The organism is Sphingomonas sp., assembly GCF_035998645.1.
Taxonomy (GTDB): domain Bacteria; phylum Pseudomonadota; class Alphaproteobacteria; order Sphingomonadales; family Sphingomonadaceae; genus Sphingomonas.
In genome coordinates this window covers 787,664-813,431 of record NZ_DASYHL010000004.1, presented here as the reverse complement: position 1 = coordinate 813,431, position 25,768 = coordinate 787,664, and the positions used below count along the sequence as shown (strand labels likewise).

The 25,768-nt window shown below is 65.7% G+C and carries 35 protein-coding genes; 8 read left to right on the top strand and 27 right to left on the bottom strand.

Going from position 1 to position 25,768, the window contains the following annotated elements:
- From VGN66_RS13360 to tkt, 20 genes are all read right to left on the bottom strand, one after another.
- The gene (locus tag VGN66_RS13360) at positions 1-171 is read right to left on the bottom strand and encodes a hypothetical protein (protein WP_156442874.1); all 171 of its coding nucleotides are present in this window, start codon (positions 169-171) and stop codon (positions 1-3) included.
- Positions 168-836: an NAD(P)H-dependent oxidoreductase subunit E gene (locus VGN66_RS13355; protein WP_327519291.1), complete on the bottom strand. Its 669-nt coding sequence runs from the start codon at positions 834-836 to the stop codon at positions 168-170. The genes VGN66_RS13360 and VGN66_RS13355 overlap by 4 nt, the downstream gene beginning before the upstream one ends.
- Complete coding sequence (locus tag VGN66_RS13350) at positions 836-1,204, bottom strand: nuclear transport factor 2 family protein (protein WP_327519290.1); 369 nt, start codon at positions 1,202-1,204, stop codon at positions 836-838. Before VGN66_RS13350 ends, VGN66_RS13355 begins: the two co-directional genes overlap by 1 nt.
- Complete coding sequence (locus VGN66_RS13345) at positions 1,197-1,439, bottom strand: hypothetical protein (protein WP_327519289.1); 243 nt, start codon at positions 1,437-1,439, stop codon at positions 1,197-1,199. The genes VGN66_RS13350 and VGN66_RS13345 overlap by 8 nt, the downstream gene beginning before the upstream one ends.
- A complete protein-coding gene (locus VGN66_RS13340) occupies positions 1,436-2,671 on the bottom strand; it encodes an NADH-quinone oxidoreductase subunit D (RefSeq protein ID WP_327519288.1) in 1,236 nt (411 codons plus the stop codon). Before VGN66_RS13340 ends, VGN66_RS13345 begins: the two co-directional genes overlap by 4 nt.
- Positions 2,671-3,591 (bottom strand): NADH-quinone oxidoreductase subunit C, encoded by a 921-nt coding sequence (locus tag VGN66_RS13335; RefSeq protein ID WP_327519287.1) that lies wholly within the window; start codon positions 3,589-3,591, stop codon positions 2,671-2,673. Before VGN66_RS13335 ends, VGN66_RS13340 begins: the two co-directional genes overlap by 1 nt.
- A complete protein-coding gene (locus tag VGN66_RS13330; protein WP_327519385.1) occupies positions 3,588-4,109 on the bottom strand; it encodes an NADH-quinone oxidoreductase subunit B family protein in 522 nt (173 codons plus the stop codon). The genes VGN66_RS13335 and VGN66_RS13330 overlap by 4 nt, the downstream gene beginning before the upstream one ends.
- Before the next feature lie 47 nt (positions 4,110-4,156).
- A complete protein-coding gene (ndhC, locus tag VGN66_RS13325) occupies positions 4,157-4,531 on the bottom strand; it encodes an NADH-quinone oxidoreductase subunit A (protein ID WP_224922324.1) in 375 nt (124 codons plus the stop codon).
- A 99-nt stretch (positions 4,532-4,630) separates the two neighbouring features.
- The gene (locus VGN66_RS13320) at positions 4,631-5,503 is read right to left on the bottom strand and encodes a hypothetical protein (RefSeq protein ID WP_327519286.1); all 873 of its coding nucleotides are present in this window, start codon (positions 5,501-5,503) and stop codon (positions 4,631-4,633) included.
- 11 nt (positions 5,504-5,514) lie between these two features.
- The gene (locus tag VGN66_RS13315) at positions 5,515-6,330 is read right to left on the bottom strand and encodes an inositol monophosphatase family protein (RefSeq protein WP_327519285.1); all 816 of its coding nucleotides are present in this window, start codon (positions 6,328-6,330) and stop codon (positions 5,515-5,517) included.
- A gap of 123 nt (positions 6,331-6,453) precedes the next feature.
- On the bottom strand, positions 6,454-7,017 hold the full coding sequence (gene efp / locus VGN66_RS13310) for an elongation factor P (protein WP_224922327.1): 564 nt from the start codon (positions 7,015-7,017) through the stop codon (positions 6,454-6,456).
- A gap of 73 nt (positions 7,018-7,090) precedes the next feature.
- Complete coding sequence (locus tag VGN66_RS13305; RefSeq protein WP_327519284.1) at positions 7,091-7,687, bottom strand: M23 family metallopeptidase; 597 nt, start codon at positions 7,685-7,687, stop codon at positions 7,091-7,093.
- Positions 7,684-8,712 carry a L,D-transpeptidase family protein gene (locus VGN66_RS13300; RefSeq protein WP_327519283.1) on the bottom strand — a complete coding sequence of 343 codons (1,029 nt, stop codon included), beginning with the start codon at positions 8,710-8,712 and terminating at the stop codon, positions 7,684-7,686. Before VGN66_RS13300 ends, VGN66_RS13305 begins: the two co-directional genes overlap by 4 nt.
- Positions 8,713-8,770: 58 nt before the next feature.
- Entirely contained in the window at positions 8,771-9,178 is a 408-nt protein-coding gene (locus VGN66_RS13295) for a low affinity iron permease family protein (protein ID WP_224922330.1), read from the bottom strand.
- Between the two features lie 16 nt (positions 9,179-9,194).
- Positions 9,195-9,884, bottom strand: a complete 690-nt coding sequence (thiE, locus tag VGN66_RS13290; RefSeq protein WP_327519282.1) for a thiamine phosphate synthase — start codon at positions 9,882-9,884, stop codon at positions 9,195-9,197.
- 61 nt (positions 9,885-9,945) lie between these two features.
- The gene (locus tag VGN66_RS13285) at positions 9,946-10,848 is read right to left on the bottom strand and encodes a fructose bisphosphate aldolase (RefSeq protein WP_327519281.1); all 903 of its coding nucleotides are present in this window, start codon (positions 10,846-10,848) and stop codon (positions 9,946-9,948) included.
- A gap of 101 nt (positions 10,849-10,949) precedes the next feature.
- On the bottom strand, positions 10,950-12,140 hold the full coding sequence (locus VGN66_RS13280; protein ID WP_327519280.1) for a phosphoglycerate kinase: 1,191 nt from the start codon (positions 12,138-12,140) through the stop codon (positions 10,950-10,952).
- Positions 12,137-12,592, bottom strand: a complete 456-nt coding sequence (locus VGN66_RS13275) for an MOSC domain-containing protein (protein WP_327519279.1) — start codon at positions 12,590-12,592, stop codon at positions 12,137-12,139. Before VGN66_RS13275 ends, VGN66_RS13280 begins: the two co-directional genes overlap by 4 nt.
- Before the next feature lie 328 nt (positions 12,593-12,920).
- Positions 12,921-13,928: a type I glyceraldehyde-3-phosphate dehydrogenase gene (gene gap / locus VGN66_RS13270; RefSeq protein WP_327519278.1), complete on the bottom strand. Its 1,008-nt coding sequence runs from the start codon at positions 13,926-13,928 to the stop codon at positions 12,921-12,923.
- Between the two features lie 40 nt (positions 13,929-13,968).
- A complete protein-coding gene (tkt, locus tag VGN66_RS13265) occupies positions 13,969-15,933 on the bottom strand; it encodes a transketolase (RefSeq protein ID WP_327519277.1) in 1,965 nt (654 codons plus the stop codon).
- A 146-nt stretch (positions 15,934-16,079) separates the two neighbouring features.
- Here tkt and VGN66_RS13260 point away from each other — a divergent pair, with 146 nt between their 5' ends.
- From VGN66_RS13260 to VGN66_RS13235, 6 genes are all read left to right on the top strand, one after another.
- The gene (locus VGN66_RS13260) at positions 16,080-16,265 is read left to right on the top strand and encodes a hypothetical protein (RefSeq protein WP_224922339.1); all 186 of its coding nucleotides are present in this window, start codon (positions 16,080-16,082) and stop codon (positions 16,263-16,265) included.
- Positions 16,265-16,552 carry a cell division protein ZapA gene (locus VGN66_RS13255; RefSeq protein WP_327519276.1) on the top strand — a complete coding sequence of 96 codons (288 nt, stop codon included), beginning with the start codon at positions 16,265-16,267 and terminating at the stop codon, positions 16,550-16,552. Before VGN66_RS13260 ends, VGN66_RS13255 begins: the two co-directional genes overlap by 1 nt.
- A gap of 56 nt (positions 16,553-16,608) precedes the next feature.
- Positions 16,609-16,854 (top strand): type II toxin-antitoxin system ParD family antitoxin, encoded by a 246-nt coding sequence (locus VGN66_RS13250; RefSeq protein WP_327519275.1) that lies wholly within the window; start codon positions 16,609-16,611, stop codon positions 16,852-16,854.
- Positions 16,855-17,169 (top strand): type II toxin-antitoxin system RelE/ParE family toxin, encoded by a 315-nt coding sequence (locus VGN66_RS13245; RefSeq protein ID WP_327519274.1) that lies wholly within the window; start codon positions 16,855-16,857, stop codon positions 17,167-17,169.
- Positions 17,170-17,410: 241 nt separating this feature from the next.
- On the top strand, positions 17,411-17,965 hold the full coding sequence (locus VGN66_RS13240; RefSeq protein ID WP_327519273.1) for a 5-formyltetrahydrofolate cyclo-ligase: 555 nt from the start codon (positions 17,411-17,413) through the stop codon (positions 17,963-17,965).
- Positions 17,962-18,180 (top strand): DUF2842 domain-containing protein, encoded by a 219-nt coding sequence (locus tag VGN66_RS13235; RefSeq protein ID WP_327519272.1) that lies wholly within the window; start codon positions 17,962-17,964, stop codon positions 18,178-18,180. Before VGN66_RS13240 ends, VGN66_RS13235 begins: the two co-directional genes overlap by 4 nt.
- A gap of 133 nt (positions 18,181-18,313) precedes the next feature.
- Here VGN66_RS13235 and VGN66_RS13230 read toward each other — a convergent pair whose 3' ends face one another.
- Positions 18,314-18,676, bottom strand: a complete 363-nt coding sequence (locus VGN66_RS13230) for a PRC-barrel domain-containing protein (RefSeq protein WP_327519271.1) — start codon at positions 18,674-18,676, stop codon at positions 18,314-18,316.
- An 88-nt stretch (positions 18,677-18,764) separates the two neighbouring features.
- On the opposite strand from VGN66_RS13230, the gene VGN66_RS13225 reads away from it, so the two are divergent.
- Both VGN66_RS13225 and VGN66_RS13220 read left to right on the top strand, forming a co-directional pair.
- Positions 18,765-20,648, top strand: a complete 1,884-nt coding sequence (locus VGN66_RS13225) for a M1 family metallopeptidase (protein WP_327519270.1) — start codon at positions 18,765-18,767, stop codon at positions 20,646-20,648.
- Between the two features lie 90 nt (positions 20,649-20,738).
- Positions 20,739-21,995 (top strand): sensor domain-containing phosphodiesterase, encoded by a 1,257-nt coding sequence (locus VGN66_RS13220; RefSeq protein WP_327519269.1) that lies wholly within the window; start codon positions 20,739-20,741, stop codon positions 21,993-21,995.
- 129 nt (positions 21,996-22,124) lie between these two features.
- Here VGN66_RS13220 and VGN66_RS13215 read toward each other — a convergent pair whose 3' ends face one another.
- From VGN66_RS13215 to VGN66_RS13190, 6 genes are read right to left on the bottom strand one after another with little or no spacing between them, the layout of a single operon-like run.
- Positions 22,125-22,289, bottom strand: a complete 165-nt coding sequence (locus tag VGN66_RS13215; RefSeq protein WP_327519268.1) for a hypothetical protein — start codon at positions 22,287-22,289, stop codon at positions 22,125-22,127.
- Between the two features lies 1 nt (position 22,290).
- A complete protein-coding gene (locus VGN66_RS13210) occupies positions 22,291-22,557 on the bottom strand; it encodes a hypothetical protein (RefSeq protein ID WP_327519267.1) in 267 nt (88 codons plus the stop codon).
- Positions 22,554-22,895 (bottom strand): DUF423 domain-containing protein, encoded by a 342-nt coding sequence (locus tag VGN66_RS13205; RefSeq protein ID WP_327519266.1) that lies wholly within the window; start codon positions 22,893-22,895, stop codon positions 22,554-22,556. The genes VGN66_RS13210 and VGN66_RS13205 overlap by 4 nt, the downstream gene beginning before the upstream one ends.
- On the bottom strand, positions 22,892-24,712 hold the full coding sequence (locus VGN66_RS13200; protein WP_327519264.1) for a monovalent cation:proton antiporter-2 (CPA2) family protein: 1,821 nt from the start codon (positions 24,710-24,712) through the stop codon (positions 22,892-22,894). The genes VGN66_RS13205 and VGN66_RS13200 overlap by 4 nt, the downstream gene beginning before the upstream one ends.
- Positions 24,712-25,149: an iron-sulfur cluster assembly scaffold protein gene (locus tag VGN66_RS13195; RefSeq protein WP_327519263.1), complete on the bottom strand. Its 438-nt coding sequence runs from the start codon at positions 25,147-25,149 to the stop codon at positions 24,712-24,714. The genes VGN66_RS13200 and VGN66_RS13195 overlap by 1 nt, the downstream gene beginning before the upstream one ends.
- Positions 25,146-25,721: a CvpA family protein gene (locus VGN66_RS13190; RefSeq protein ID WP_327519262.1), complete on the bottom strand. Its 576-nt coding sequence runs from the start codon at positions 25,719-25,721 to the stop codon at positions 25,146-25,148. Before VGN66_RS13190 ends, VGN66_RS13195 begins: the two co-directional genes overlap by 4 nt.
- Between the last annotated feature and the right edge of the window lie 47 nt (positions 25,722-25,768).

Sequence of the window (25,768 nt, the reverse complement as noted above, 5' to 3'; positions counted from 1 at the left end):
TTAACGCGGCCCCCCGATACGCTTGTTGTCCTTGACCGCGAGGTAGATCGCGACGCCAGCGCCGATGACGAGCAGCGGCACGAACAGTTTCGCGGCCAGTTTCAGCGCCCAGATTGCAACGACGATGCCACCGATGATGGCGAGGATCGTGAAGATCGTGTTCTTGCTCACCATTCGCTCCTGTAGTCGTGGTTGTCGGACACCATCGCGGTCAGGCTGGTCGGGCCGCCGAGCGGCTCGACGGTGTGGCGGCCGGGCTCCTGCGTGCCCGCCTTGGGGCTCTTGCCCTGCGCCAGCGCGTCGAGGATCGCGACGGTACGGTCGTAGTCCAGATCCTCGAAATTATCGTCGTTGATCTGGACCATCGGCGCCGACGCGCAATTACCCATGCACTCGACCTCGGTCAGCGTGAACAGGCCGTCGGGCGTGGTCTTGCCCTTGGCCATGCCGCGGTTCTTGCACGCCGCGAACACCTCGTCCGATCCGCGCAGCCAGCACGGCGTCGTGCCGCACACCTGCACATGATATTTGCCGACCGGGTGCATGTTGAACATCGTGTAGAAGGTCGCGACCTCGAGCACGCGGATCACCGCCATGTCGAGTTCACGCGCGACGAATTCGATCACCGGGATCGGCAGCCACCCCTGCGTATCCGTCTCCGCCCCCACCTGACGCTGGGCGAGGTCGAGATAGGGAATGGAGCAGCTCATCTGCCGCCCCTCGGGATAGCGCGCACGGATGGTCGCGGCCTTGGCGGCATTCTCCGCCGTCCAGGCGAAATTGCCCCAGCGCGCGCGGAGTTCAGGCGTGTCTTCGATTGCGTTTGCGTCGGCCATTAGCGGATGAACTCCACGCGGCTCACTCGGTCGCCGCTGAAGGTGTAGATGGACATGACCTCGAACTGCTCGCCATCGGGCGCGCGCGAGACCGTTTCGTGGAGCAGCACCGTCTCGCCCAGCTCATAGCTGGCGAGGATGTCGGCGCGGTTGTGCGGGAACTGGGCGAACATCGCTTTCAGCCCCGCGCGGACGCCTTCGCGCCCCTCACGCAGCACCGCACCGCGATAGCCCGCTTCACAGGCATCGTCGGTCATCAGCGCGACATAGGCGTCGGCATCCTGCGCGTTGTAATGCGCGATCATTGCGTGCGCGGTGGCGACGCGGGTGCTCACGGGTGCGTCTTGGAGGGTGAGGGTGTCAGCCATGATTTGGCCCCGGATTCTTGGCCGCGCTGCGCAAGCGCGCGACCGAGGTGCCGAGCTTTGTCGCTAGCACCAGATAATAAAGCACAGCAGCACCAAGAATGAACACGACAGCGCCCATCACGAGATTGCCCCACGGATCTCCGAGCATCGAGTAACCCGCGTAGATCGCGAGGATTACGATCGGCGCAGCCAGCGTGAGCACGACAGACAGACCAACATCGCGAAGCACCTTCACCGGTCACACTCCCCGAACACGATATCCATCGCGCCCAGAATCGCGGTGATGTCCGCCAGCATGTGCCCGCGCGACATGAAGTCCATCGCCTGCAGATGGCTGAACGCGGTCGGGCGGATCTTGCAGCGATAGGGTTTGTTCGACCCGTCGCTGACCATGTAGATCCCGAATTCGCCCTTGGGGCTTTCGGTCGCGACGTACACTTCACCTGCGGGGACGTGGAAGCCCTCGGTATAGAGCTTGAAGTGATGGATCAGCGCTTCCATCGACTGCTTCATCTCGGCGCGCTTGGGCGGCACCACCTTGCGGTCGAGCGACGCGATCGGGCCGGACGGCATCTCGTTCAGGCACTGTTTCATGATGCGCGCGGACTGGTACACTTCCTCGACGCGGACCATGAAGCGGTCGTAGCAGTCGCCGCGCGTGCCGACCGGGATTTCGAAATCCATGCGGTCATACACGTCATAGGGCTGCGACTTGCGCAGGTCCCACGGGATGCCGGCAGCGCGGATCATCGGGCCGGAAAAACCCCACTTCACCGCGTCGTCGCGGTTAACGATCGCGATGTCGACATTGCGCTGCTTGAAGATGCGGTTTTCCGCGACCAGGCTGATCGCGTCGCCGAACAGCTGCGGCAGGCGCGTGTCGAGCCAGTCGCCGATGTCGGTCAGCAGCTTGAGCGGCACGTCCTGATGCACGCCGCCGGGGCGCAGATAATTATGGTGCATGCGCGCGCCGGACATGCGCTCAAAGAAGTTGAGGCAATCCTCACGCAGCTCGAACATCCACAGGTTCGGCGTCATCGCGCCGACGTCCATGACGTGTGCGCCAAGGTTGAGCATGTGGTTACAGATGCGCGTCAGCTCGGCGAAGAACACGCGCAGATATTGCGCGCGCACCGGCACTTCGATGTCGAGCAGCTTTTCGACCGCGAGCACGAAGCTGTGCTCCATCGCCAGCGGCGAGCAATAATCGAGGCGGTCCATGTACGGGAGCGCCTGGGTGTAGGTCTTGTGCTCGATCAGCTTTTCGGTGCCGCGATGCAGGAGACCCACGTGCGGGTCGATCCGCTCGATAATCTCGCCATCCAGCTCGGTGACAAGGCGCAACACGCCATGCGCCGCCGGGTGCTGCGGCCCGAAGTTGATCGTGTAGTTGGCGATCGCGGTGTCGCCCACGCTGGGGTCGCTCGCATCGGCGCGCCCGGCGATTTCGTCGAGATACTCGGCCATTATGCCTCATCCCCCTTCTTCGCGCGCGGCTTGGCCGGCTTGCGGGGCTTTTTCACAACATCGGGGTCGGCGGGCGCGGGACCGGCGTCGGGCGACGCCTTGCCGATTCCGGTATCCTCGGGGCCATCGCTGGTCTTGGGCTTGCGCACGCGCGCCTTGACCGGCTTGACCGAGTCATCGGCCTCCTTGACCTGATCGGCCGTGGCGGGCGTCGGCGCACCCTTTGCCTCAGGCGCAGCGGCGGGCTTTTCCTCGACCTTGGCGGCGGGCGGCGGGGCCGGGGGCGCAGGCGGCGGTGGCGGCGCGATATATTTCTCGTCGCCGGGCAGGATATACTCCGCCCCTTCCCACGGGCTCATAAAGTCGAAATTGCGGAAGTCCTGCGCCAGCTGAACCGGCTCATAGACCACGCGCTTGTCGGCTTCGGAATAGCGCAGCTCGACGAACCCGGAGAGCGGGAAGTCCTTGCGCTGCGGATGCCCGCGGAAGCCATAGTCGGTGAGGATGCGGCGAAGGTCGTCGTTACCCTCGAACAGCACGCCGTACATATCGTACACTTCGCGCTCGAGCCAGCCGGCGACCGGCCAGATCGCCGTCACCGACGGCACCGGCTTGACCTCGTCCGTCGTCACGCGGACGCGGATGCGGTGGTTGCGGGTGTAGGACAGCAGCATGTAGCAGACATCGAACCGCTCGGCCCGCGCCGGGTAATCGACCCCGGCGATCTCCATCAGCGCCTGATACTGCAAGCCCGCACCGTCGCGCAGTGCGATCATCGCCTCAACCAGCCGCGCACGATCGACAGTCAGATTGACCTCACCGACCAGATCGGTCGCCTCGATCAGCATATCGCCCAGCGCAGCCTGCGCCGCCGCGATCACGCCGTCATTGGCGGCGTATTTGGGAGCCGGGGCCTTCACCGCGTCACCGTGCCGATGCGGCGGATCTTCCGCTGCAGCTGCATTACGCCGTACAGCAATGCCTCGGCGGTCGGGGGACAGCCGGGGACGTAGATATCAACCGGCACGATCCGGTCGCACCCGCGCACGACGCTGTAGCTATAGTGATAATAGCCGCCGCCATTGGCGCAGCTGCCCATCGAGATGACGTATTTCGGCTCCGACATCTGGTCGTAGACGCGGCGCAGCGCCGGGGCCATCTTGTTGCAGAGCGTGCCCGCGACGATCATCACGTCCGACTGGCGCGGCGATGCGCGCGGGGCGGCACCGAACCGCTCCATGTCATAGCGCGGCATGTTGACGTGGATCATCTCGACCGCGCAGCACGCGAGGCCGAACGTCATCCACCACAGCGAGCCGGTGCGCGCCCACTGGAACAGCTCCTCGGTCGAGGTGACGAGGAAACCCTTGTCGTTGAGCTCGCCATTCAGGTCGTTGAAGAACGACTGATCGGGCTGAACAACCGCGCCGCCAGCCATCGGCTGACCTTGCGCGTTGAGGATCGGAGAAGTCTGGTTCACGGTGTTCATTCCCAATCCAGCGCCCCGACCTTCCACGCATAAGCGAGGCCCAGGCCGAGTTCGGCGATGAAGATCATCATGCTGATCCATGCGGCCCAACCCAGGTCGAATACGGTGACCGCCCACGGGAACAGGAACGCCGCTTCAAGATCGAAGATGATGAAGAGGATCGCGACGAGGTAGAAGCGCACGTCGAACTGGCTGCGCGAATCCTCGAACGCGGGGAAGCCGCATTCATATTCGGTGAGCTTTTCCGGCGTCGGCTGATGCGCCCCGGTGAAACGGGCCGCGACCATGGGCAGGAAGACAAAGGCGCTCGACAGCACCAGGGCCACCCCCAGGAACAGCAGGATCGGCAGATATTCTGACAGGTCGACCAAGACGGCCCCTCGCGGTTGCGGAATCTTCGGGTCGCTTTAGGCCGATGGCAGGGGGGCATCAAGGGCGGAAACCCTTGAGAATCACTCGCAACTAAAGCGCTATGGGAGGCGAAACGCGACCAGCGTGTTCGCGCCGCGCGGCGGCTGGTCCGGCTTGGTCGCTGCGGGCCAGCCGGCATCGGCCACCACGAGCAGGCGATCGCCATCCAAAGCGAGCTGAGTCGGGTCGGCGAGCGGGGTTCCGCGCTGCACGACCGTGGGCTCGATCTGTGCCCCGGAGATGCGGGAACGGATCAGCGATCCGGGGCTGCTGCCATTGTGGATCGCGTAGTAATCCGCGCCCACGCGAACCAGACCGTCGAGCCCGCGCAGCGGCTTGCCATCCGCCATGGGGAGCAACGTCCGCACCTTCGTTTTCAGATCGATGGTCGCGACGCCGCAGCCATAATCGGCGACGACCAGATGCTGGCCATCGGCGGTGAGTGCCGTTCCCTGCGCCGAACGCGCGACGCCCGGGGCGATCAGCGGGTCGAGGGTGCCGCCGTTGAGGCGATAGACCGCGCCATTGAGGCTGTCGGAGACGAACACCGCGCCGCCCGCCGCCGAAACATCGCCGGGGTGGAAGCCTGGTCCGGCCGTCAGCTTCGCCTTGAGCCGCCCCTTACGGTCGAGCGCGACCAGCGCGCCGGAGTCACACTTCGCCACACCGGGCAGATCGGGGCAATCGGTGGCGACCCACAGCCAGTTGCGCCGGGAGTCCCATGCCAGCCCCAGCGGGTGCAATGTCCCGGCAGGCATCGCGATGTTGGTGACAGCCCCGGCGCGCCGGACCAAAATAGTGCGGTCGAGCACGCTCGACAGCCAGATCGTCGCCCCGTCCGTCGCGACCCCTTCGATCAGCCGGTGCTGGGCGGGCGCGGAATAGACGGCCTCGGGGGCATCTGCAGCAGCCGTCAGGGCCAGCAGCAGCACCCCCGCGCGCATCACCGCAGCGACGACGCCAGCAGCTTGTGCAGCTTGGAGTGAATCGCGTCGTTTGCGGCGAGGATTTCGCCCTTGGCATGGGCATTGTCCGTACCGCGGAAATCGGTGACGAAGCCGCCCGATTCCTTGACCAGCAGGATGCCCGCCGCCGTATCCCACGGCTTGAGGCCGCTTTCCCAGAAGCCGTCATAGCGGCCCGCCGCGACCCAGGCGAGGTCGAGCGCAGCCGATCCGAAGCGGCGGATGCCCGCGACTTCCGGCGCAACCGCGCCGAAAATGCGGCTCCATTCGGCGAAATTGCCATGGCCCATATAGGGGATGCCGGTGGCGATCAGCGTGTCGGCCAGATCGCGCCGCGACGAGACGCGCAGCCGCTGGTCCTGAACCCATGCGCCGCGGCCCTTTTCGGCCCAGAAGCTCTCATCGGTGATCGGCTGATAGACATAACCGTGGGTGATCTCGGGCTTGCCCTGGCTGCCGAAGGGATCCTCGACCGCGATCGACATGCAGAAATGCGGGATGCCGTGGAGGAAGTTGGTGGTGCCATCGAGCGGATCGATGATCCAGCGCGGCTTGTTGGGATCGCCCGCAATCTGGCCGCGCTCTTCGACCAGGAAGCCCCAATCGGGCCGCGCCTTGCGCAGTTCCTCGATCAGCGTGTCCTCAGCGCGCTTGTCGGCCATCGACACGAAGTCGGCCGGCCCCTTGCGGCTGACCTGCAGCTGCTGGACTTCGTTGAAGTCGCGCCGCAACCGCGGCCCCGCCTTGCGCGCGGCACGCTCGATGACGGTGATGAGGCCGGAATGGGAAACCATTACTTCTTCTCCCCCCTCCCGCGTGCGGGAGGGGTTGGGGGAGGCCTGTCAGCAGTCAGCGGAGGGTCGTGAGGCCACGAACACGCCCTCCCCTGGCCCCTCCCGCACGGGGAGGGGAACAGATCAGTCCGCGCGCTTGACGTAAGTCTGCTCGTAGACATCCACGACGATCCGCGTACCGGCGCCGATATGGGGCGGCACCATCACACGCACGCCGTTCTCGAGGATCGCGGGCTTGTAACTGGACGAGGCGGTCTGCCCCTTCACCACCGCGTCAGCCTCGACGATCAGCGCTTCGATCGTGTCGGGCAGCTGAACGCTGATCGCTTCCTCGTCATACAGCTCCATGACGACATCCATGCCGTCCTGAAGGAACGCCGCGGCGTCGCCCAGCAGGTCGCGGGGCAGCGTCACCTGGTCATAGGTTTCCTTGTCCATGAACACGAGCATGTCGCCCTCAGGGTAGAGGAACTGGAAATCCTTGGTGTCGAGGCGGATACGCTCGACCGTCTCGGCCGAGCGGAAACGGACGTTGTTCTTGCGACCGTCGCGGAGATTCTTCATCTCCACCTGCATATAGGCGCCGCCCTTACCCGGCTGAGTGTGCTGGATTTTCACCGCGCGCCAGATGCCGTTTTCATATTCGATGATGTTGCCGGGACGGATGTCCACGCCGCTGATCTTCATGGGGATCGCCTACAGTGCTGAGAAAGACAAAGCCGTCGGGGTGTTCCCCAAAGGCCAAACAACGCCGCGGCCCTTAGCGATCTACGGGCGATCCGGCAAGCAGCAGATAGGGATCCACCGGTGTGCCCTTATGCCAGCGCTCGCCCGGGGCCATCCGGTTGACGCCGAAATGAAGGTGGAAGTTGCCGGCGCCCGAATTGCCGGTATCACCGACATAGCCGAGCACGTCGCCGGCGCGCAGCACCCTGCCCTCCACGATTCCCGGGGCGTAACCGGCGAGGTGGGCGTAGTAATAGACCCAGCCGCCATCGGCCGAGCGCTGGTACAGCGTAATCCCGCCGCCCCCGTTGGAATAGAACAGCTTTTCCACCAGCCCGTCCGCTGCGGCGATCACCGGCGTGTTGGCGGGGGCAATGATATCGAGCCCCTGATGCGCCCGAGCACCCCCGCCACGCGCCTCACCCCAGTTGCTGCGTAGCGTTTCGGCCTTCACACCCTGAACCGGGACAATCAGGCCTCCACTGTGCGCAGCGCGGGGAGATTGCGGCTCAGGCGTGGGCTGCGCGGTCGCGGTGCTCGGCTCGACCACGCGGATCGTCGCGGCGAGGAACGCGACGACTGCAACGACGCAGCCCCCCGCCACCCACAGCACGATCCGCAGCCGGCTCATTCCTGGAAGATCACCGGGGTTCCCGGCGACACCATCAGCGCCAGCCGCGCCGCGTCCCAATTGGTCAGGCGGATACAGCCATGGCTTTCACTGCGCCCGATCGTGTGGGGTTCGGGCGTGCCATGGATGCCGTAATGCTCTTTGCTGAGGTCGATCCACACCACACCCACCGGATTGTTGGGACCGGGCGGCAACAGCGCGTCGGGCTTCTTGTCGCTGACGTCCCAGAACAGCTTGGGGTTGTAGTGAAAGTCGGGGTTGGTCGCGACGCCGTTGATCTTCCAGCTGCCGATCGGCAGCGGGTCGCGCTTGCTCCCGACGGTGACATTGAACTGTGCTGCGAGCATCCCCTTGGCGTCGAACACGCGCAGCACCTTGTCGGACTTGTCGACCACGATGCGGTTCGCCTTGGGCTGCACCGCGCCGACATTGAGATCGGTCAGCGTCTTGCGCCAGTCGGGCTTCAGGTCGGCGGGATAGGCACGCGAGGCGGGAATCGCGTTCGGAACCTCGATCGGCACACCAGACGCGAGGCGCGTGTCGGGGCTGTTGAGCTCGATCAATACCTGCGGCGTCGTATGGAACATCTCTCCGAGCTTTTCGAGCGCGGTGCGATAGCCCATTGTCTTGAGCTTCGACTGCGCCTGCGGGTCGCGCGGCCAGGGGCGGACGTACGGCCCGGCCAGCATCTCAGGCGTCAGCCGCACGATCCGCGTCGGGCGGAGCGCGCGGTGTTCATGCAGCGCCTGCAGCGTGCGTGCATCGGTCTTGCCGGTCACCGGAATCTGGCGGTTGATCTGGAACGCCTTGAGCGCCGCAGTCATCCCCTGCCCCTCGCGCCCGTCCAACGGCCCGGGCGGAAATCCAAGATGGTCGAGGATCACCTGAACATGCAGGATGTCGCGGCTGAGCGCTGGCTTCGCCGGAGTCGCCTTCTCCGCCGCGCCGTTCTGCGCCTGCACCGCCACCGCGCCACCCGCCGCGAGCGCAACCGCGCCGATCAGTCCTGCAATAGCCTTACGCACACACACTCTCCGTCTCGTTACTCCGGGATAACGAGGCATCGCGGCGAGGGTTGCGCGATCAATAGCGATTGCGCAGCCGCTCGACCGTCGCAGCCGGATGTTCCGCGGCATTCGCGCGGACCTCGGCTTCGATCGCGGCACGGATCGCCTCGATCTCGATGTCGCTGCGATGTTCGATCCCGATAAACTCGTTGCGCGCCCCCTCCATCGCCCGGATCAGCTCGTCAAGTTTGGCCTGCAGTGCCGCAGCGTCGCGGTTCTGCGAATTCTGGATCAGGAACACCATCAGGAAGGTGACGATGGTGGTCGAGGTGTTCACGATCAGCTGCCAGGTATCGGAAAAGCCGAATACCGGGCCAGTCAGGCCCCAGCCGACGATCAGCAGCACCGCGACGATGAACGCCAGCGGCTGGCCCGCGAGCGCGGCGATGCGACCGGCGACGATCGTGAACATCCGGTCGAGCATCGTCGGCTCCTTTCGATCAGCGCGGCTGCTTCAGCAGGGCTTCGAACGCACGCATCGCAGCCACTTCATCTCCGCCCCACACCCCGCTCGACACCGCGATGAAGTCCGCTCCTGCTGACACCAAAGGTGCGGCATTTGCCGGAGTGATGCCGCCGATCGCGACGCAGGGGATCTCGAACACCGTGGTCCACCACGACAGGATCGCGGGGTCCGGGTGGTGTGACGTCGGCTTGGTCGTGGTGGGGTAGAAGGCGCCAAACGCGACATAGTCGGCCCCGGCCTCACCCGCTTCCATCGCCAGATGGCGGCTGTCATGACAGGTCACGCCGATCTGCGCCGCCGGGCCGAGCACGCTGCGCGCCTCGCGCGGGTCGCCATCACCCTGTCCCAGATGGACGCCGTCCGCGCCCAGTCTTTTGGCGAGGCTGACGCTGTCATTGACGATGAACGCCACCTCACGGTCAGCGCAGATCCGCAGCAATGGCTCGGCGAGGCGGGCCGCTTCGTGCTGATCGACATCCTTGACGCGGAACTGGAACGCCGCGACGGGGCCGGCATCCAGGGCCCGGGCGAGCCGGTCGGGGAAGTCGCCATCGACGCTGAGCGGCGAGATCAGATAAAGCTGGCAGGGCGGCCGTTTGTCGTCGCGTTTGAACTGGGCGGCGAATTCGGGGCCGAGCGGGGGCAGGTCGTCTTCATCAATCATGCGCCGCTGATAGGACGCGAAACGGGCGACGGGAAGCGTCCGTTTCGCGCTCCTGCAATCGTCAGACAGTGACCGCTTTCTTCGTCGACGCCGCGTGAATTGCGTCAATTGCCTCGCCCAGCGCAGCGTCTAACTCGGCGTCGGTCATGCCGTGGCGCAGATCTTCGAGCAGCGCGCGGCTGAAGCTGGCGATCATGCCGCGGTTCCGGGCCAGCTCAGCGCATGCCTCGGGGCGCTTGAAGCCGCCGGACAGGGCGACGACGCGCAGCACCTTGGGGTGGTCGATCAGCGGGTCGAACAGGCCCGGCGTCGCGGGGATCGACAGTTTGAGCATAACCCGCTGCCCCTCGGGCAGGGCGTCGAGCGCCTTGAGGATTTCGTCGCGCAGGATCGCGTCGGCCTCGGCGCGTTCGGGCGACTTGATGTTCACCTCGGGCTCGATGATCGGCATCATGCCGTGGCTGAGCACCTGGGCGCCGATTTCGAACTGCTGCTTCACCACGGCGGCGATGCCGTCGCGGTTGGCGAGGTTGACGACCGAGCGCTCCTTGGTGCCGAACACGCCGAGCGCGCTCGCCTTGGTCAGCAGCGCGTCGAGATCGGGCATCGGCTTCATCAGTTGAACGCCGTTTTCTTCAGCCTCAAGCCCCTTGTCGATCTTGATGAACGGAACGACGCCGCGCTCGATCAGCGCGTGCGGCGTGGGCTTGTCTTCGACATGTCCGTCCATCGTGCGTTCGAACAGGATCGCGCCGATCACCTTCTCGCCGCTGAAGCAGGGCGAGGTGATGATGCGGCTGCGCATCGCGTGGATCAGGCCGAACATCTCCTCGTCGCTCGACCATGCATCATCGGCGACCCCATAGCCGGCCAGCGCCTTTGGCGTCGAACCGCCGCTCTGGTCGAGCGCGGCGATGAAGCCGTTACCTTCGGCGATCTTGGCGGTCATTTCGGCGGTGTTCATCGCTGGCATCCCTGTACCGACACTTTGTTGCGCGGCCTATTGCAGCGCGGCAACGCGCTGAAAAGCCTGACAACGATAGCCAACCCGCCGAAAAAGCGCCGTCAGCGCGTCAGTGCCGCCACGCCGGGTAATTCCTTGCCCTCCATCCACTCCAGGAACGCGCCGCCGGCGGTGGAGACGAAGGTCATGTCGCCCGCGACGCCGGCCTGATTGAGCGCGGCGACCGTGTCCCCGCCGCCGGCGACCGAAACCAACGACCCTTCCTTGGTCAGTGCGGCGACGGTGTGGGCGAGTGCCATCGTCGCGGTGTCGAACGGCTTGGTTTCGAACGCACCGAGCGGGCCGTTCCACACCAAAGTGCGGCAGTTCTTGAGCACATCCGCCAGCGCCTCGCTCGCCGCCGGGCCGATGTCGAGGATCATCTCGTCCGCCGCGACTTCATGGACGTTGCAGGTGCGCAGGCTCGGCGGGTTCGCGGCGAATTCCTTCGACACCACCACGTCATACGGCAGGTGGATCGTGCAATTGGCCTTGTCGGCTGCGTCGAAGATTTCCTCGGCAGTGCCGGTCAGGTCGTGCTCGCACAGCGACTTGCCGACATTCACGCCACGCGCGGCGAGGAAGGTGTTGGCCATGCCGCCGCCGATGATCAGGTGATCGACCTTGCCGACCATGGCCTTGAGCACATCGAGCTTGGTAGACACCTTGGCGCCGCCGACGACTGCCGCGACGGGGTGGTCCGGGTTACCCAGCGCCTTGTCGAGCGCGTCGAGTTCGGCCTCCATCTGGCGACCGGCAAAGGCGGGGAGACGATGCGCCAGACCCTCGGTCGAAGCGTGGGCGCGGTGCGCGGCGGAGAAGGCGTCGTTGACATAGAGGTCGCCAAGCGCAGCGAAGCGCTCGACCGTTGCGGGGTCGTTCTTTTCCTCACCGCCGAAGAAGCGGGTGTTTTCGAGCAGGCCGATGTCGCCCGGCTGAAGCGTCGCGACCGACTCGGCGTCGCCCTCCCAGTCGATATAGCGGACCTCGCGACCGAGGACCTGGCTGAACGGCCGGGCAAGCTGGGCGGTCGACAGGTCGGGGCTCGGCACCTTGGGGCGGCCGAAATGGGCGAGGATCAGGACGATTGCGCCCTTGTCGGCGAGTTCGGCGACGGTCTGCACCGCGGCGCGGAAGCGGTTGTCGTCGGTGACCGCACCATCGGCCATCGGCACGTTCAGGTCTTCTCGCACCAGCACCCGCTTGCCGGTGATGTCGCCCATATCGTCGAGGGTCTTGAATGCACGCGTCATGGTTCGATCCTGATGCTGTCGCCGACGGCAATCGTGCCGGGCGTGATGACTTTGGTGAGCGCACCGCCGCGCCAGTCGGGGGTGAGCGCAGCGCGCAGCCCGGTGGCCAGCGCCTCCATCCGCTCACACGGGTTGGTTTCGCAGGTGATTTCGAGGACGACATCGGCGCCGATGCGGATACGGACGCCAGGGGTCTGGGGCAGGTCGAAGCCTTCGACCAGCAGGTTGGCGCGACGCTGTTCCCACGGGATCGAATGGCCGACCTCGACCATCGCCGCGTCCCAGTCACCCGCCTCGATCAGGCTGACCTGACGCTTGTACGGCTGGCCCTTCATCGCGCCGCGAAAATCGCCGCCGATGCCGCCTTCGAGCGTAACGGTGGCGTGATCGATGACCTCCATCGGCCCTTTGGGGATGGCGTGGCGGGCGATGCCTGTGATGCGGCCGGTCATGCGATCGCTCCGGTTGAGCGGGTAGCGAGATACCCGTTCCTGACAAGTCTGACGTTTTTGCTCATAGATGCGCGGGTGTCAGGCTGACTGGGAGTGGTGCCGGTTGCGGGTGGGAGGGGTCGACGGTGCGTCATGGTTCGACCCTAACCGAAAGGGGCGGCTGTAGGAAAGCGGGTCTGCCCCCAATCCTCCCCCGCCAGGGGGAGGTGTCAGCGCAGCTGACGGAGGGGGAGGAAGCGACGGACAAGAAGCTCAAGCGCATCGCCGTCCTCCCCCTCCGTCGCCTTCGGCGCCACCTCCCCCTTGCGGGGGAGGATTAGCAGGTCGCTTAGCCCAGCTTTGCCATTGCGCTGGCGGTGTCGACCATGCGGTTCGAGAAGCCCCATTCATTGTCGTACCAGCTGACAACGCGGACGAGCTTGCCGTCGATGACGGCGGTTTCGAGGCTGTCGATGGTCGACGATGCCGGGTTGTGGACGATATCGATCGAAACCAGCGGCTCGTCGCTATAGGTCAGCACGCCGACCAGCGGGCCGCTTTCCGACGCCGCCTTGAGGATCGCGTTGACCTCTTCCTTGGTGGTGTCGCGCGAGGGCGTGAAGGTCAGGTCGATCAGCGAGCCATCCGGCACGGGGACGCGCACCGACGAACCGTCGAGCTTGCCCTTGAGCTCAGGCAACACTTCGCCCACGGCGCGCGCGGCACCGGTGGTGGTCGGGATCATGCTCATCGCCGCAGCGCGGGCGCGGCGCATGTCCGGGTGGATCTGGTCGAGGATCTTCTGATCGTTGGTATAGGCGTGGATCGTGGTCATCAGGCCACGCTCGATGCCGATGCTGTCGTTCAGCACCTTTGCCACCGGGGCGAGGCAGTTGGTGGTGCATGATGCGTTCGAGACGATCGTGTGGCCGGCCTCAAGCTTGTCGTGGTTGACGCCATAGACGACGGTCAGGTCGACATTCTTGCCCGGCGCCGAGATCAGCACCTTCTTCGCGCCCGCGTCGATATGCTTCTGCGCGCTTTCGCGGTCGGTGAAGAAGCCGGTGCATTCGAGCACCAGATCGACGCCGTTGGCGGCGTGCGGCAGGTTGGCGGGATCGCGCTCCTTGGTCACCTTGATCCGCTTGCCATCGATGATCAGGTCATCGCCGTCCGCGCTCACCGTGCCGGGATATTTGCCGTGGACGCTGTCGCGGCTGAACAGCCATGCGTTCGACTTGGCGTCCGCCAGATCGTTGATCGTCACCAGTTCCAGACCGCTGTCGGGGCGCTCCAGAATGGCGCGCGCCACCAGGCGTCCGATGCGTCCGAACCCGTTGATCGCTACCTTCGTCATTCGAGTCTCCTTTTAGCGGCAAGCCGCAAGATGATGGGCCTTAAGCGGCAAGCCGTTCGATAATCTGGGGCACGATCGCGTCGGCGGTCAGCCCGAAATGGGTGTAAAGGTCTTCGGCGGGGCCCGACGCGCCGAAGCCGTCGATGCCGAAATTGAGGCCATTGAGGCCGGTGTAACGCTGCCAGCCAAAAGTCGTCCCCGCCTCGACCGAGACGGTCAGCACGTCGGCCGGCAGGATCTCGGCGCGATAGGCGGCGGGCTGGGCGTCGAACGCCTCGGTACAGGGCATGGACACGACATCGGCACCAATGCCCTGTGCTTCAAGGGCGGTGCGGATATCGGCGGCGATCTCGACCTCAGAACCGGTGGCGAGCAGCACGACCCTGCGTGCGGCCTGTGCCGACTGGAGGCGGTAGCCGCCCTTCGCGATATCGGCGACTTGGGTTGCATCGACCAGCGGGCGGAGGTTCTGGCGGGTCAGCACGAGCATCGACGGGCCGTCGACGGTGCGCAGCGACAGATCCCATGCCGCAGCCGCCTCGACCGCATCGCACGGACGCCACACGTTCAGGTTGGGCATCGCGCGCAGGCTCTGCAGATGCTCGATCGGCTGGTGGGTCGGGCCGTCTTCGCCCAGGCCGATGCTGTCATGCGTCATCACATAGACGACACGCGCGCGCTGCAGCGCCGAGAGGCGGATCGCGCCACGCGCATAGTCGGAGAAGACAAGGAAGGTGCCGCCATAGGGGATGATCCCGCCATGCAGCGCCATGCCGTTCATCGCCGCCGCCATGCCGAATTCGCGGATGCCGTAATAGACATAGCGGCCGGCATAATTTTCGGCCGTCAGGGGCCCGGTTGCCTTGGTCTTGGTATTGTTCGATCCGGTGAGGTCGGCCGAGCCGCCGATCAGTTCGGGCAGGTTTTCGGTCAGCGGCTCGAGCGCCATTTCGCTCGACTTGCGGGTCGCGACCTTGGGCGGGTTGGCGAGCAGGTCGGCGATGTAGGAATCGAGGTTGAAGGCGGGCAAGTCGCCGGCCATGCGGCGCTCGAACTCGGCATGGTCGGTGTGCGCGGCGAGGCGCGCTTTCCACTCGGCATGGGGTGCGGCACCGCGCTTGCCTGCTTCGAGCCAGGCGGCGGCGATGTCGCCGGGGATGTCGAACGGGGCGTGGCTCCAGCCGAGCGCTGCGCGGGCAGCGGCGACTTCGTCGGCACCGAGCGGCGAGCCATGGACCTTGCTGGTCCCGCCCTTGTTTGGCGAACCCTTGCCGATCACGGTCTTGCAGCGGACCAGCGAGGGGCGCGGATCAGCGAGCGCGGCGTCGAAGGCGGCGGCGATGCTGGCGGGATCATGACCGTCACAGGCGACGACGTGCCAGCCGGTCGCTTCGTAGCGGGCGGGGATATTCTCGCTCGACGACAGCGACACCTTGCCGTCGATGGTGATGTCATTGTCGTCCCACAGCACGATCAGGCGGCCGAGCTTGAGGTGACCGGCAAGGCCGATCGCTTCGTGGTTGATGCCCTCCATCAGGCAGCCGTCACCCGCGATCACCCAGGTGCGGTGATCGACGATCGAGTCATCGAACACGGCGTTGAGGTGACGCTCGGCGAGCGCCATGCCGACCGCCATTGCAAGGCCCTGACCCAGCGGGCCGGTGGTGCATTCGATGCCGGGCAGCTCGAAATTCTCCGGGTGGCCGGCGCAGGGCGACCCGACCTTGCGGAAGTTCTTGATGTCGTCGAGCGTCGGGCGGGCATAGCCGGTCAGGTGCAGCAGCGAGTAGATCAGCATCGAGCCATGGCCAGCGGACAGCACGAAGCGGTCGCGGTCGGCCCATTTGGGGTCGGTCGGATCATACTTCAGATAGTCGCTGAACAGGACGGTCGCGACATCGGCCATGCCCATCGGCATGCCGGGATGGCCCGAATTTGCGGCCTCCACCGCGTCCATCGACAGGGCGCGGATGGCGTTGGCGCGGTCGGCGAATGAAATGGTCACGGCATATCCCCTATCGGGCCTGCGCGCGTCGCGTTGAGTCTCGCCACGGCCCGGCGAATCGAAGTTGGCGTGCCAATGGGGCGCGCGGGCGCGTGCGTCAACCGGGCGGGGTTGCGGGTTGGGGAAAGCCCCCCTATCCACCCGGCATGGCGGATGCGGCACCTTCCGCGCTTGACCGGATCGAGCGCGCGCTCACGCGGATCGAGGCGGCTGCCACGCGGCGCGCCTTCGACGCCGAACGGCTGGAACACAGGCATGCGGCACTGCGCGGCCGGGTCGAGCAGGCGATTGCCGCGCTCGATGCGGTGATCGCGCAGGAGGGCGAGGACTGATGGGTCAGGTCACGCTCACCATCGCTGGACGCAGCCACAGCATCGCCTGTCGCGATGGCGAGGAACTGCATCTCGAGCGGCTCGGCGCGTTGCTGGAACGCCATTCCGACACTGCGGTGCGCGCGTCGGGTGGGCTGAGCAGCGAGCGGACGATGCTGTTCCTTGCGCTGATCCTCGCCGACCAGGTCGATGAGGCCGAGCGCAACCCGCCGGGGGGCGTGTCGCCGGTGCTGCTGGAAAATCTGGCGGATCGGCTGGAGGCGGTCGCGGCGGCGCTGGAGCAATAACGAAAATTGCGCAGTTTTTGTTATTGGGGTAGAGTCTGCGGCGAAGGAGAAGTTCGATGAACGTGTCGATCGGCGAACGCTGGGAAGGCTATGTCGCGGAGATCGTGAAATCGGGCCGCTATGGCTCGGCGAGCGAAGTCGTGCGCGAAGGGTTGCGCTTGGTGGAAGAGCGCGAGGCGAAGCTGCAGGCGCTGCGCGACACGTTGAATGCGTCGATTGAGGCGGGGGGTGAAGTGACTCCCGAAGAGCTCCGCGCAAGTCTCGACCGAACGATGCAGGAGTTGGCGGCAGAGGGCTACTAGGTGCGCCGCCTGATCTATCTCCCGGCGGCCAAAAAGGATTTGAACGCGATACTCCGGCATATCGCCGTCGAGAGCGGAAGCCTGCGTGTCGCGAATGACTTCGCGACGAAGCTGGAACGTCGCTGCGAGCGGATTGCCAGCCTTCCCGGCACGCTCGGGACGGGGCGACCTGAATTGCGCGCCGACATCCGGTCGGTGTCCGAGCAAGGCTATGTCATCTTCTTTCGCTACTCCGACGAGCGAGTCGAGATCGTCAATGTGATCCCCGGCCATCGCGACGTCGCAGCGCAGTTCGATCCCCCGCAATCCCATTGAATCCGGCGGCCTCACGGCCTAGATTGGCGGCGGCGGGTACTGCCCGGTGCGAGCTTTAGCGATTATCCCTGAGGCGATTCATCATCCATGGGGGCTGTCCCTGTTCAGACCCTGGTCTGTGGCACATGGTCCCCACCTGACGTAAAACGGCGTCAGAGGATATTCAAGCAACGGCCCATGGTGGTCCCGCCAACGAATTTTGTCAGCGAGGCTCAGGCTTCGCGTATAGCGAAGCACGACGATGGCTGACGATAAACGGACATTACGCGCCCGGATGCGCGCGCTGCGCGACGAGTTCGCGATGACCATTGGGGGCGTGATCGAGCCGCCCCCTGCCCTGCTCGCGCGGTTTGCGCCGGGCGTCATTGTCTCATCTTATGTGCCAGTGGGCAGCGAGGCCGATCCGACCGCGATCGCCTGGGCGGCGCGCGAGGCGGGGTGCACGATCGTGCTGCCGCATGTCACCAGCCGCGAGTCGCCGGTGCGCTTCTTTGCTTGGGAGCCGGATCATGCGCTGGTCGACGGGCCGCTGGGGTTGCGCCAACCCGATGATAGCGGGCTGGAGTGCGATCCCGAGATTGTGCTGACCCCATTGCTGGCGTTCGACGCGGCGCTGAACCGATTGGGTCAGGGTGCCGGACATTACGACCGGGTGTTCGAGCGGCTGCCGGATGCATGGCGGGTCGGTATCGCCTGGTCGGTGCAGCAGGTCGAGGCGCTCGCGATCGACACTTGGGATATGCCGCTGCATGGTGTCATTACCGAAGCCGCCGCATTCGGCGAGGTGGCAGCATGACCCCGTCCTGGCGCAAGCCTGTTGGCGCGTTCGTGATTATCGCGCTGATCCTGATCTGGTGCGTCGCGGTGGCGAGCCTGTCGCGTATCGTCGGCCAGTGGCCGGCCTTGGTTCAGATGGTCTTTTACGTCTTTACCGGGATCGTGTGGATTCTGCCGTTGAAGCCGTTGTTGCGCTGGATGGAAACGGGGCGGTGGGGGCTGCCCAAGGGGTAACCAGGCGCACAGTTCTGCGCGCCGAACGGTTTCAAGGCGAGTACACAGCGCAAAAGCAGCGCGCGAGGCATGGAGCCTCGCACGCCGCTAAACTCTCCCCTAGCCCCTCCCTTTCAGGGAGGGGAATAGTGGGTCAGAGGTGCGGGACCCCGTAATAGGCGTAGACCTCTTGCCCATAGGCGCGGTCGTAGGTCGGCTCGTCGCCCTCGTGGTCGTAATTGGGCGCGTTTTCGAGCTTCTCTTTGCTCAGCGAGACCACATAGCCGCTCTTGTCGGTGTCGTAGGTCAGCGCCTTCCACGGCACCGGATAGTGGCGGTGGCCGATGCCGAGAATGCCGCCGAACGCCATCACAGCATATTCGGCCTGGCCCGATACCTTGTCGACCATGAAGCGTTCGACATGGCCGAGCTTTTCGCCTGCGGTGTCATAGACGGCGGTGCCTTCGACCCGGTCGGATGCGATCAGGGGGTTCGGGCTTTCGACAGTCGTGTTCATCGCGTCTCTCCTTGAATTTGGGATATTGCGATCAACGCATCAGGGCCGTGCTTGTGCCCAAAGCGTTGAGATCGTAGCAATTGCCACCATGCGTATCCTGACCCTCGCAGCATTGCTGCTCGCCTCCGCCGCCCCTGCCCCCGCACTCGCCCACGCCCAGACCGCCAAGGTCGCGCCGGTGCTGACCACGCCCGAGGCAAAGGACGTGTGGACCTATGCCCGCCCCGCCGAAGCGCGCGTGACGCATGTGGACCTCACCCTGAACATCGATTTCGACAGCAAGACGATTGGCGGCGTGGCGACGCTCGACGTGCTGGCGGCGAAGGGCGCGAAGGAGATCGTGCTCGATACGCTCGACCTTGAGATTGCGGTGGTCTCTGACGAACGCGGCGTGAAGCTGGCGCATCGTGTCGGGGCCAGCGACCCGCAACTCGGCGCGCCGCTGACGATCGAGCTGAACGGTGCCAAGCGCATCCGCATCGTCTATCGCTCAAAGCCTGGCGCACGCGCGCTGCAGTGGCTAACGCCCGAGCAGACGCAGAGCAAGACCCTGCCCTTCCTGTTCAGTCAGGGGCAGGCGATCAACAACCGCAGCTGGATCCCGACGCAGGACAGCCCCGGCATCCGCCAGACCTGGGCCGCAACGGTGACGGTGCCGGAAGGGTTCGTCCCGGTGATGAGCGCGCAGATGCTGGACGGCGCGACTGGCACGCCCGCGCCGCAAGGAGGCCGCAGCTTCCGCTTCAAGATGGACAATCCGGTTCCGCCCTATCTGATCGCGATCGCGGTCGGCGACCTCAAGTTCAAGGAAGTCGGGCCGCGCAGCGGGGTGTGGGCGGAAGCGGGCATGCTCGATGCGGCCGTGTCCGAATTTGCCGATGTCGAAAAGATGATCGACGCGGCGCAGGCGCTGTATGGTCCGTATCGCTGGGGTCGGTACGACATGCTCGTGCTGCCCCCCTCCTTCCCCTATGGCGGAATGGAGAACCCCAATCTGACCTTCTTCACGCCCACCATCATCACCGGCGACCGGTCGAACACCGATGTGCTCGCGCATGAGCTGGCGCATAGCTGGTCGGGCAACCTCGTCACCAATGCGACCTGGGCGGATGGCTGGCTGAACGAGGGCTTCACGACCTATTTCGAGAACCGGATCATGGAGGCGCTGTACGGCAAGGAGCGCGCGGCGATCTATTCTGACCTCGATTATGCCGGGATGCTGCGCGACGTGAAGAACGCCGGTGGCGATGCCGCGCCCGCGACGCGCTTGCATGGCGCGCCGGGCGAGAGCGCGGGGCAGCTCGATTACCTCAAGGGCAGCACGTTCCTGCGCACGATCGAGTATGCGGTGGGGCGCGACCGCTGGGACCCCTATCTGCGCGGCTATTTCGACCGGCACGCGTTTCAGCCGCAGACCAGTGCGGGGTTCCTGGCGGACATCCGCAAGCATCTGGTCAAGGGCGACAAGGCGCTGGAAGCCAAGCTGCAGCTCGATCGCTGGGTGTTCGAGCCGGGCGTGCCGTCCAACGCGGTTCAGGTGAAGTCCCAGACGCTGGCCAAGGTCGACGCGCAGCTTGCCGCGTTCAACGCGGGCGGACCGGCGGCGGCGATCGACACGACCAGCTGGCAGACGCAGCAGTGGAAGCGGCTGATCGACAATTTGCCCCGCCAGCAGAGCGCGGCGCGGCTGGCCGAGCTTGACGCGGCGCTGGGGCTGACCAGGTCGCAGAACGCCTATGTCCAGTCGGCGTGGTTCGATCTCGCCATCGCCAACCGGTATGAGCCGGTGATCCCGGCGCTGGAGGAATATCTGACCCGCGTCGGCCGCAATCTGCTGGTCACGCCGCTGTATCGCGGGCTCAAGGCGCAGGGCGAATGGGGCGAGCCGATTGCCCAGCGCATCTTTGCCAAGGCGAAGCCGGGATATCATCCGGTGACGGTGGGCGCGGTGACGCGCATTTTGGGTAGCTGAGTCGATCGCCGCTGACCGAATCTTCATATTGTTTCGACCAAAGTTCGAACGAAGCGCGACAGAATTCGCGGTACGAACGGGGTTGAATTGATGGTCGAGGGCGAGACGCTTGGCGCAACCGCGCTGCGCGAGATTATTTCTCACGCCAGTGAGGCAACGAGTTCGGACGCGATCATCGCCCGCGCGTTGCAGGCGGTGCGCGCGCATTTGGGCCTGCAGGTCGCCTATGTGTCCGAGTTCGTCGGCAATGATTCGGTGTTCCGCGTCGTGGATGCCCCGGGGCTGGAGCATCTGGCCAAGGCTGGCGACGTCCATTCGCTCGATGACGTCTATTGCCGACATATCCTGGCGGGGCGCCTGCCGGAGCTGATCCCCGATACCGCCGCTGAGCCGATCGCGATGGCGATGCCGATCACCGCAGCCGTGCCGATCGGCGCGCATGTCAGCGTGCCGATCCGGCTGTCGAACGGGCGGACCTATGGCATGTTCTGCTGCCTTGGCCCGTTTGCGAGTCCCACGCTGAACCCCCGCGATCTGGGCATGATGCGCGCCTTTGCCGATCTGGCCGCGTTCGAGATCGAGCGTGATCTGGGCAATCGCGAGGAAGCGACGGCGTCGCGCACGGGGATCGAGGCGATCATGGCCGATGGCCTGATGGAGATTCACTATCAGCCGATCTTCAGCCTCTCGCAGGGCCGACCTGCCGGCTATGAGGCGTTGGCGCGGATCAGCGTCGAACCCTATCGGTCGCCCGACAAATGGTTCGATCAGGCCGGTCGCGTGGGCATGGGTGTCGCGTTCGAGCTGTTCGCGATCGACCGCGCGCTGCAGGGCCTGTCGCAGCTTCCCGACCATGCCTATCTGTCGGTCAATGCCAGCCCCGCGACCGCGATGTCGCCCGAGCTGCCCGCGATCCTGCGCCGCGCGCCGCTGAACCGCGTGGTGCTGGAAGTCACCGAGCATGACCGGGTTTCGGACGTCGCCATCCTGCTTGAGCGGCTGGCCCCGTTGCGGGCGGAGGGGCTGAAGATCGCGGTGGACGATGCCGGATCGGGCTATAGCGGGCTGCAGCAGATCATCCAGATGCGCCCCGATCTGGTAAAGCTCGACCGGTTCCTGATCGAGGATATCCAGCATGATCCGGGCCGCCGCGCGCTGGCCGCCGGGCTGATGATGTTCGCGCGCGACACCGGCAGCCGGTTGATCGCCGAGGGTGTGGAGCGCGAGGACGAGCTGGCGGTGCTGCGCGCGCTGGGCATCGATTTGATCCAGGGGTATTTGCTGGGGCGGCCGCAGTCGCTTGCGGCGATGCGGGATGCGGCGATGGAGTTGCGGGCGGCGGGGTAGCAATCCTCCCCGGAACGGGGAGGTGGCAGCGCGTAGCGCTGACGGAGGGGGCCCGAGGCACCCGATTCCGTTGCCTCGGGCCCCCTCCACCAGCTTCGCTGGTCCCCCTCCCCGTTCCGGGGAGGATCTTCAGAGCAACCGCTTGCCCTTGGTGCGCCCGGTCAGGTGAAAGCCGAAACAGCGGTCGCAGCAGTAGGGACGCAGGGTGATGCTCGCGGCCAGTGCGGCCGTGACCGCCTCCCCTTCATCCGCGAACCTCCGCTTGCGGCGGCAGACGCTCAGCCGCGTGCGCATCCTATTGCAGGCACCCGCCAAAGGTCAGATGTGCCAGAACCTCACTGAGAAAGAGTGCAGGCAACAGCCCGATCAGCGACAGCCCCGCGCCTGCGACCCGCTCGATCGGTGAGCGGAGCAGCACCAATGGCGTCACGACCCCTGCGCCTAAGGCGAATAGCATAAGATAAACGGTAGCATGCGGTGCGAGAAACCCTATCCACGGCGTCAGCGTCATGCCGGCACCGGTCAAACCTGCAACCAGCCATTTCCGGCGGCCGCTGGTCACTGCCCGCTACGCCCCAATCCGTGCCATGCGAGCCAGAGCCAGCCCAGGATCAGCCCGGTGCCACCGATCGGAGTGATCGCGCCCAGCCAGCGCGGCGCGCCGAACGCCATGGCGTAAAGCGTGAAGGCAAAGATCGCGGCTCCCGCGACGAACAGCCAGCCCGCGACCTTGGCGTTCATCTGCACCGCGACGAGAGCGGCGACGACATGGACCAGCTGATAGGTCGCGCCGGTGCGAAGCCATTCCGCCGCCTTGCCCTCTGCGCCATGCGCGCCGAATGCGCCCGCGCCGACCGCGATGGCGCCGGAGAGCGCGGCGAAAACAACGAGCCAGTTCATCCGCATTCACTCCCGGTCGCAGGCTTGGGCTCCAACGGATCGGGGGTCTCGCGGCGACCCGGGCGCCAGTCGAGGTCGGGATCGCCGATGATCGCTTCACGCGCCGCGGTCAGGCTGCCTGCTTCATGCTGGATCTTCAGCCGTTCGCGGTCGCGGCGGCGGTAGAGGTCTTCGGTGCGGTCAATTTCCTCGATATCGACGCCGACCGCATCCATCGCTTTGCGCGCCATCACAATGGCGGATTCGAGCACTTCGCGCACGACGCCTGATGCCGGCGTGCCGCGCAGCTTGAGCAGCGCGCGGCGGTCATAGGCGCGCACGAAGATCGATGCGTTGGGGAAGGATTCGTGGACGGCCTCGACCAGTTCCGGTTCGATCTTGTCGCCGTCGAGGCAGAACAGGATCAGCTGCGCCTCACCCGCCCCGGCTTGCCGGAGCATGTCGATGCGGGTGCCGTCGCCATAATAGACCTTGGCACCGAACTGGCCGGCGATGTCGATCATCTCAATATCGGTGTCGATCAGCGTGACGGCGATGCCCTGAGCGTTCAGCATCTGGCCGACCGTCTGGCCGAAGCGGCCATAGCCGACGATCAGCGCGTTCGATCCGTCAGACACCGGGCCTTCGCGCTCGCCCTTTGCCTCGACCGCATCGGCGCGGAAGCGTTTGGTGAACATCATCAGGAATGGCGTGGTGGCCATCGACAAAGTGACGACTGCGCTGAACACGCTCACCGCTTCGGGTGCGATCAGCAGCGCGTTTTGCGCCTGCGAGAACAGGACGAAGCCGAACTCGCCGCCCTGGCTGAGCAACAGGCCAAGGCCAAGCGCCTGACGCCACGGCATGCGGAAGGCCATGGCGAGGCCGGTGATGACGATCGTCTTGGTCGCGATCAGCGCGGCGGCCATGCCGAGCACGAACACCGGACGCTCGGCGATGGCGGACAGGTCGAGCATCATGCCGACCGAGAGGAAGAACAGGCCGAGCAGGATCGAACGGAAGGGTTCGATATCCGCCTCGATCTCATGCCGGTACGGGCTGTCGGCGAGCATGACGCCGGCGATGAACGCGCCGAGGGCCGTCGACAGCCCGATCGACTGCATCAGCGCGGCGGCGCCGACGACGGTGAACAGGGCGGCGAAGACGAACAGCTCACGCTCGCCCCAATTGCCGATCAGCTTGAACAGCGGGCGCAGCAGATAGCGCCCCGTGAGTACCAGCCCGGTGATCGCGGCGACGGTGTAGATGGCGAGCAGCCAGCCCGGAGGTCCCTCCGCATCCGCCGGATTTCGGCTGAGGATCGCGATGATCGTGATCAGCGGGACGATCGAGATGTCCTGAAACAACAGCGTCGAGAAGGCGCGCTCGCCGAACGGGGTGCGCATGCGGCCCGCGCTTTGCAGCATCGGGAGGACCTGCGCGGTCGAGGACAGTGCGAGCGGGAGGCCGAGGGCGAGGGCGGCGGAGACCGAGAAATTGGCCCCGTAGCCGATCACCACGCTGAGCGCGACGCCGCATAGGACGACCTGAAGCAGGCCGAATCCGAAAATGTCGCGCTTCATCCGCCACAGCCGCGACGGGCTGAGTTCGAGGCCGACGAGGAACAGCAGCAAAGCGATGCCGAATTCGGCGATGCCCATCTTGCTTTCGGCACCGCCGACCAGCCCGAGCACTTGCGGCCCGACCAAAGCGCCCGCGACGAGATAGCCGAGCGTCGCGCCCAGCCCCATGCGGCGGAAGATCAGGACGAACAGCAACGCGAAGCCGAGCAGCGGGGCGCTTTCGGCAACGAAGCTATGGGCGGCGCTGTGGTCCATCAGGCGGCCTTGTCCTGGCCGGCCACCGCGGCAGCCTCGGCCACCGCTTCGAAGGCGAGGCGGATCGAGGGGTGACGCGCGCTGTGCGGAAGCGCGGGGGTGAAGATGTCGAGGCCGGGCCAGTCGGGCGGCGTGTCGCCCTCCCCCGCCAGCCAGTTGGTCAGCGCGGAGCGGGTCGCGTCGAGTTCGGCGGGGGTGCGACCGATCGCGTGCGCGCCCATCAGCGACGCCGCCGCCTGCCCCAGCGCGCAGGCGCGGACCTGCATGCCGAGCGCAGCGACGCGGCCATCTGCGTCGAGATCGACATCGACCGCGACGCGGCTGCCGCAGACGGGCGAACGCTTCTCGACGCTCGCCATCGGGTTGGTCAGTCGCTCGTGATAGGGGATGCTCGCGGCGAGCCGCAAAATCTGGTTGTTGTAGAGCGGAGCCGTCATGGCTCCGATGTAACCTCGCCCGACTCATTCGCAAGCTCTGCGGCGTCGGTGTCGTTGCCGAACACCGGTTCGCCCCGGCGGCGGCGGTCGACGAATTCGGCGATGCTGGCACTGGTGGCGTTGAGCAACGGATAGGTGCGGCCGGCGGTCATCCATTCGGGACGCTGGGCCGGGCCGCCGGTGACCGTATCGACGACCATTGCGACGAGCAGGAACGCGAGGCTGGCGAGGATCAGGCCCTTAAGCGCACCGAAGCCGACGCCGAGTGCGCGATCGATCGGCCCGAGAAAGCCGGAACGCGTGCGCGAGCCGATCGAATTGGCAACGATCCGGCCGCCGAAATAAGCGACGCCGCCGAGCAGCGCGAAGGCGAGCACCGCCGCCCCCTGAACCGTCCCGACCGGTTCGGTCAGCGCTGCGGCGACTGGCGTATGGAGAAACCGGATCGCCGCGACGACCAGCAGCCACGCCATCAACGACAGGACTTCGGTGACGAAACCGCGCATCGCCCCGGTGATCGCCGCTGCGCCGATGCCCAGCAGCACCAAGATGTCGATTGCCGTCAGTCCCATTTCGCCCGCTCCCTCGGTCTCGCGCTCATAGCGGGCCAGAGCAGCGG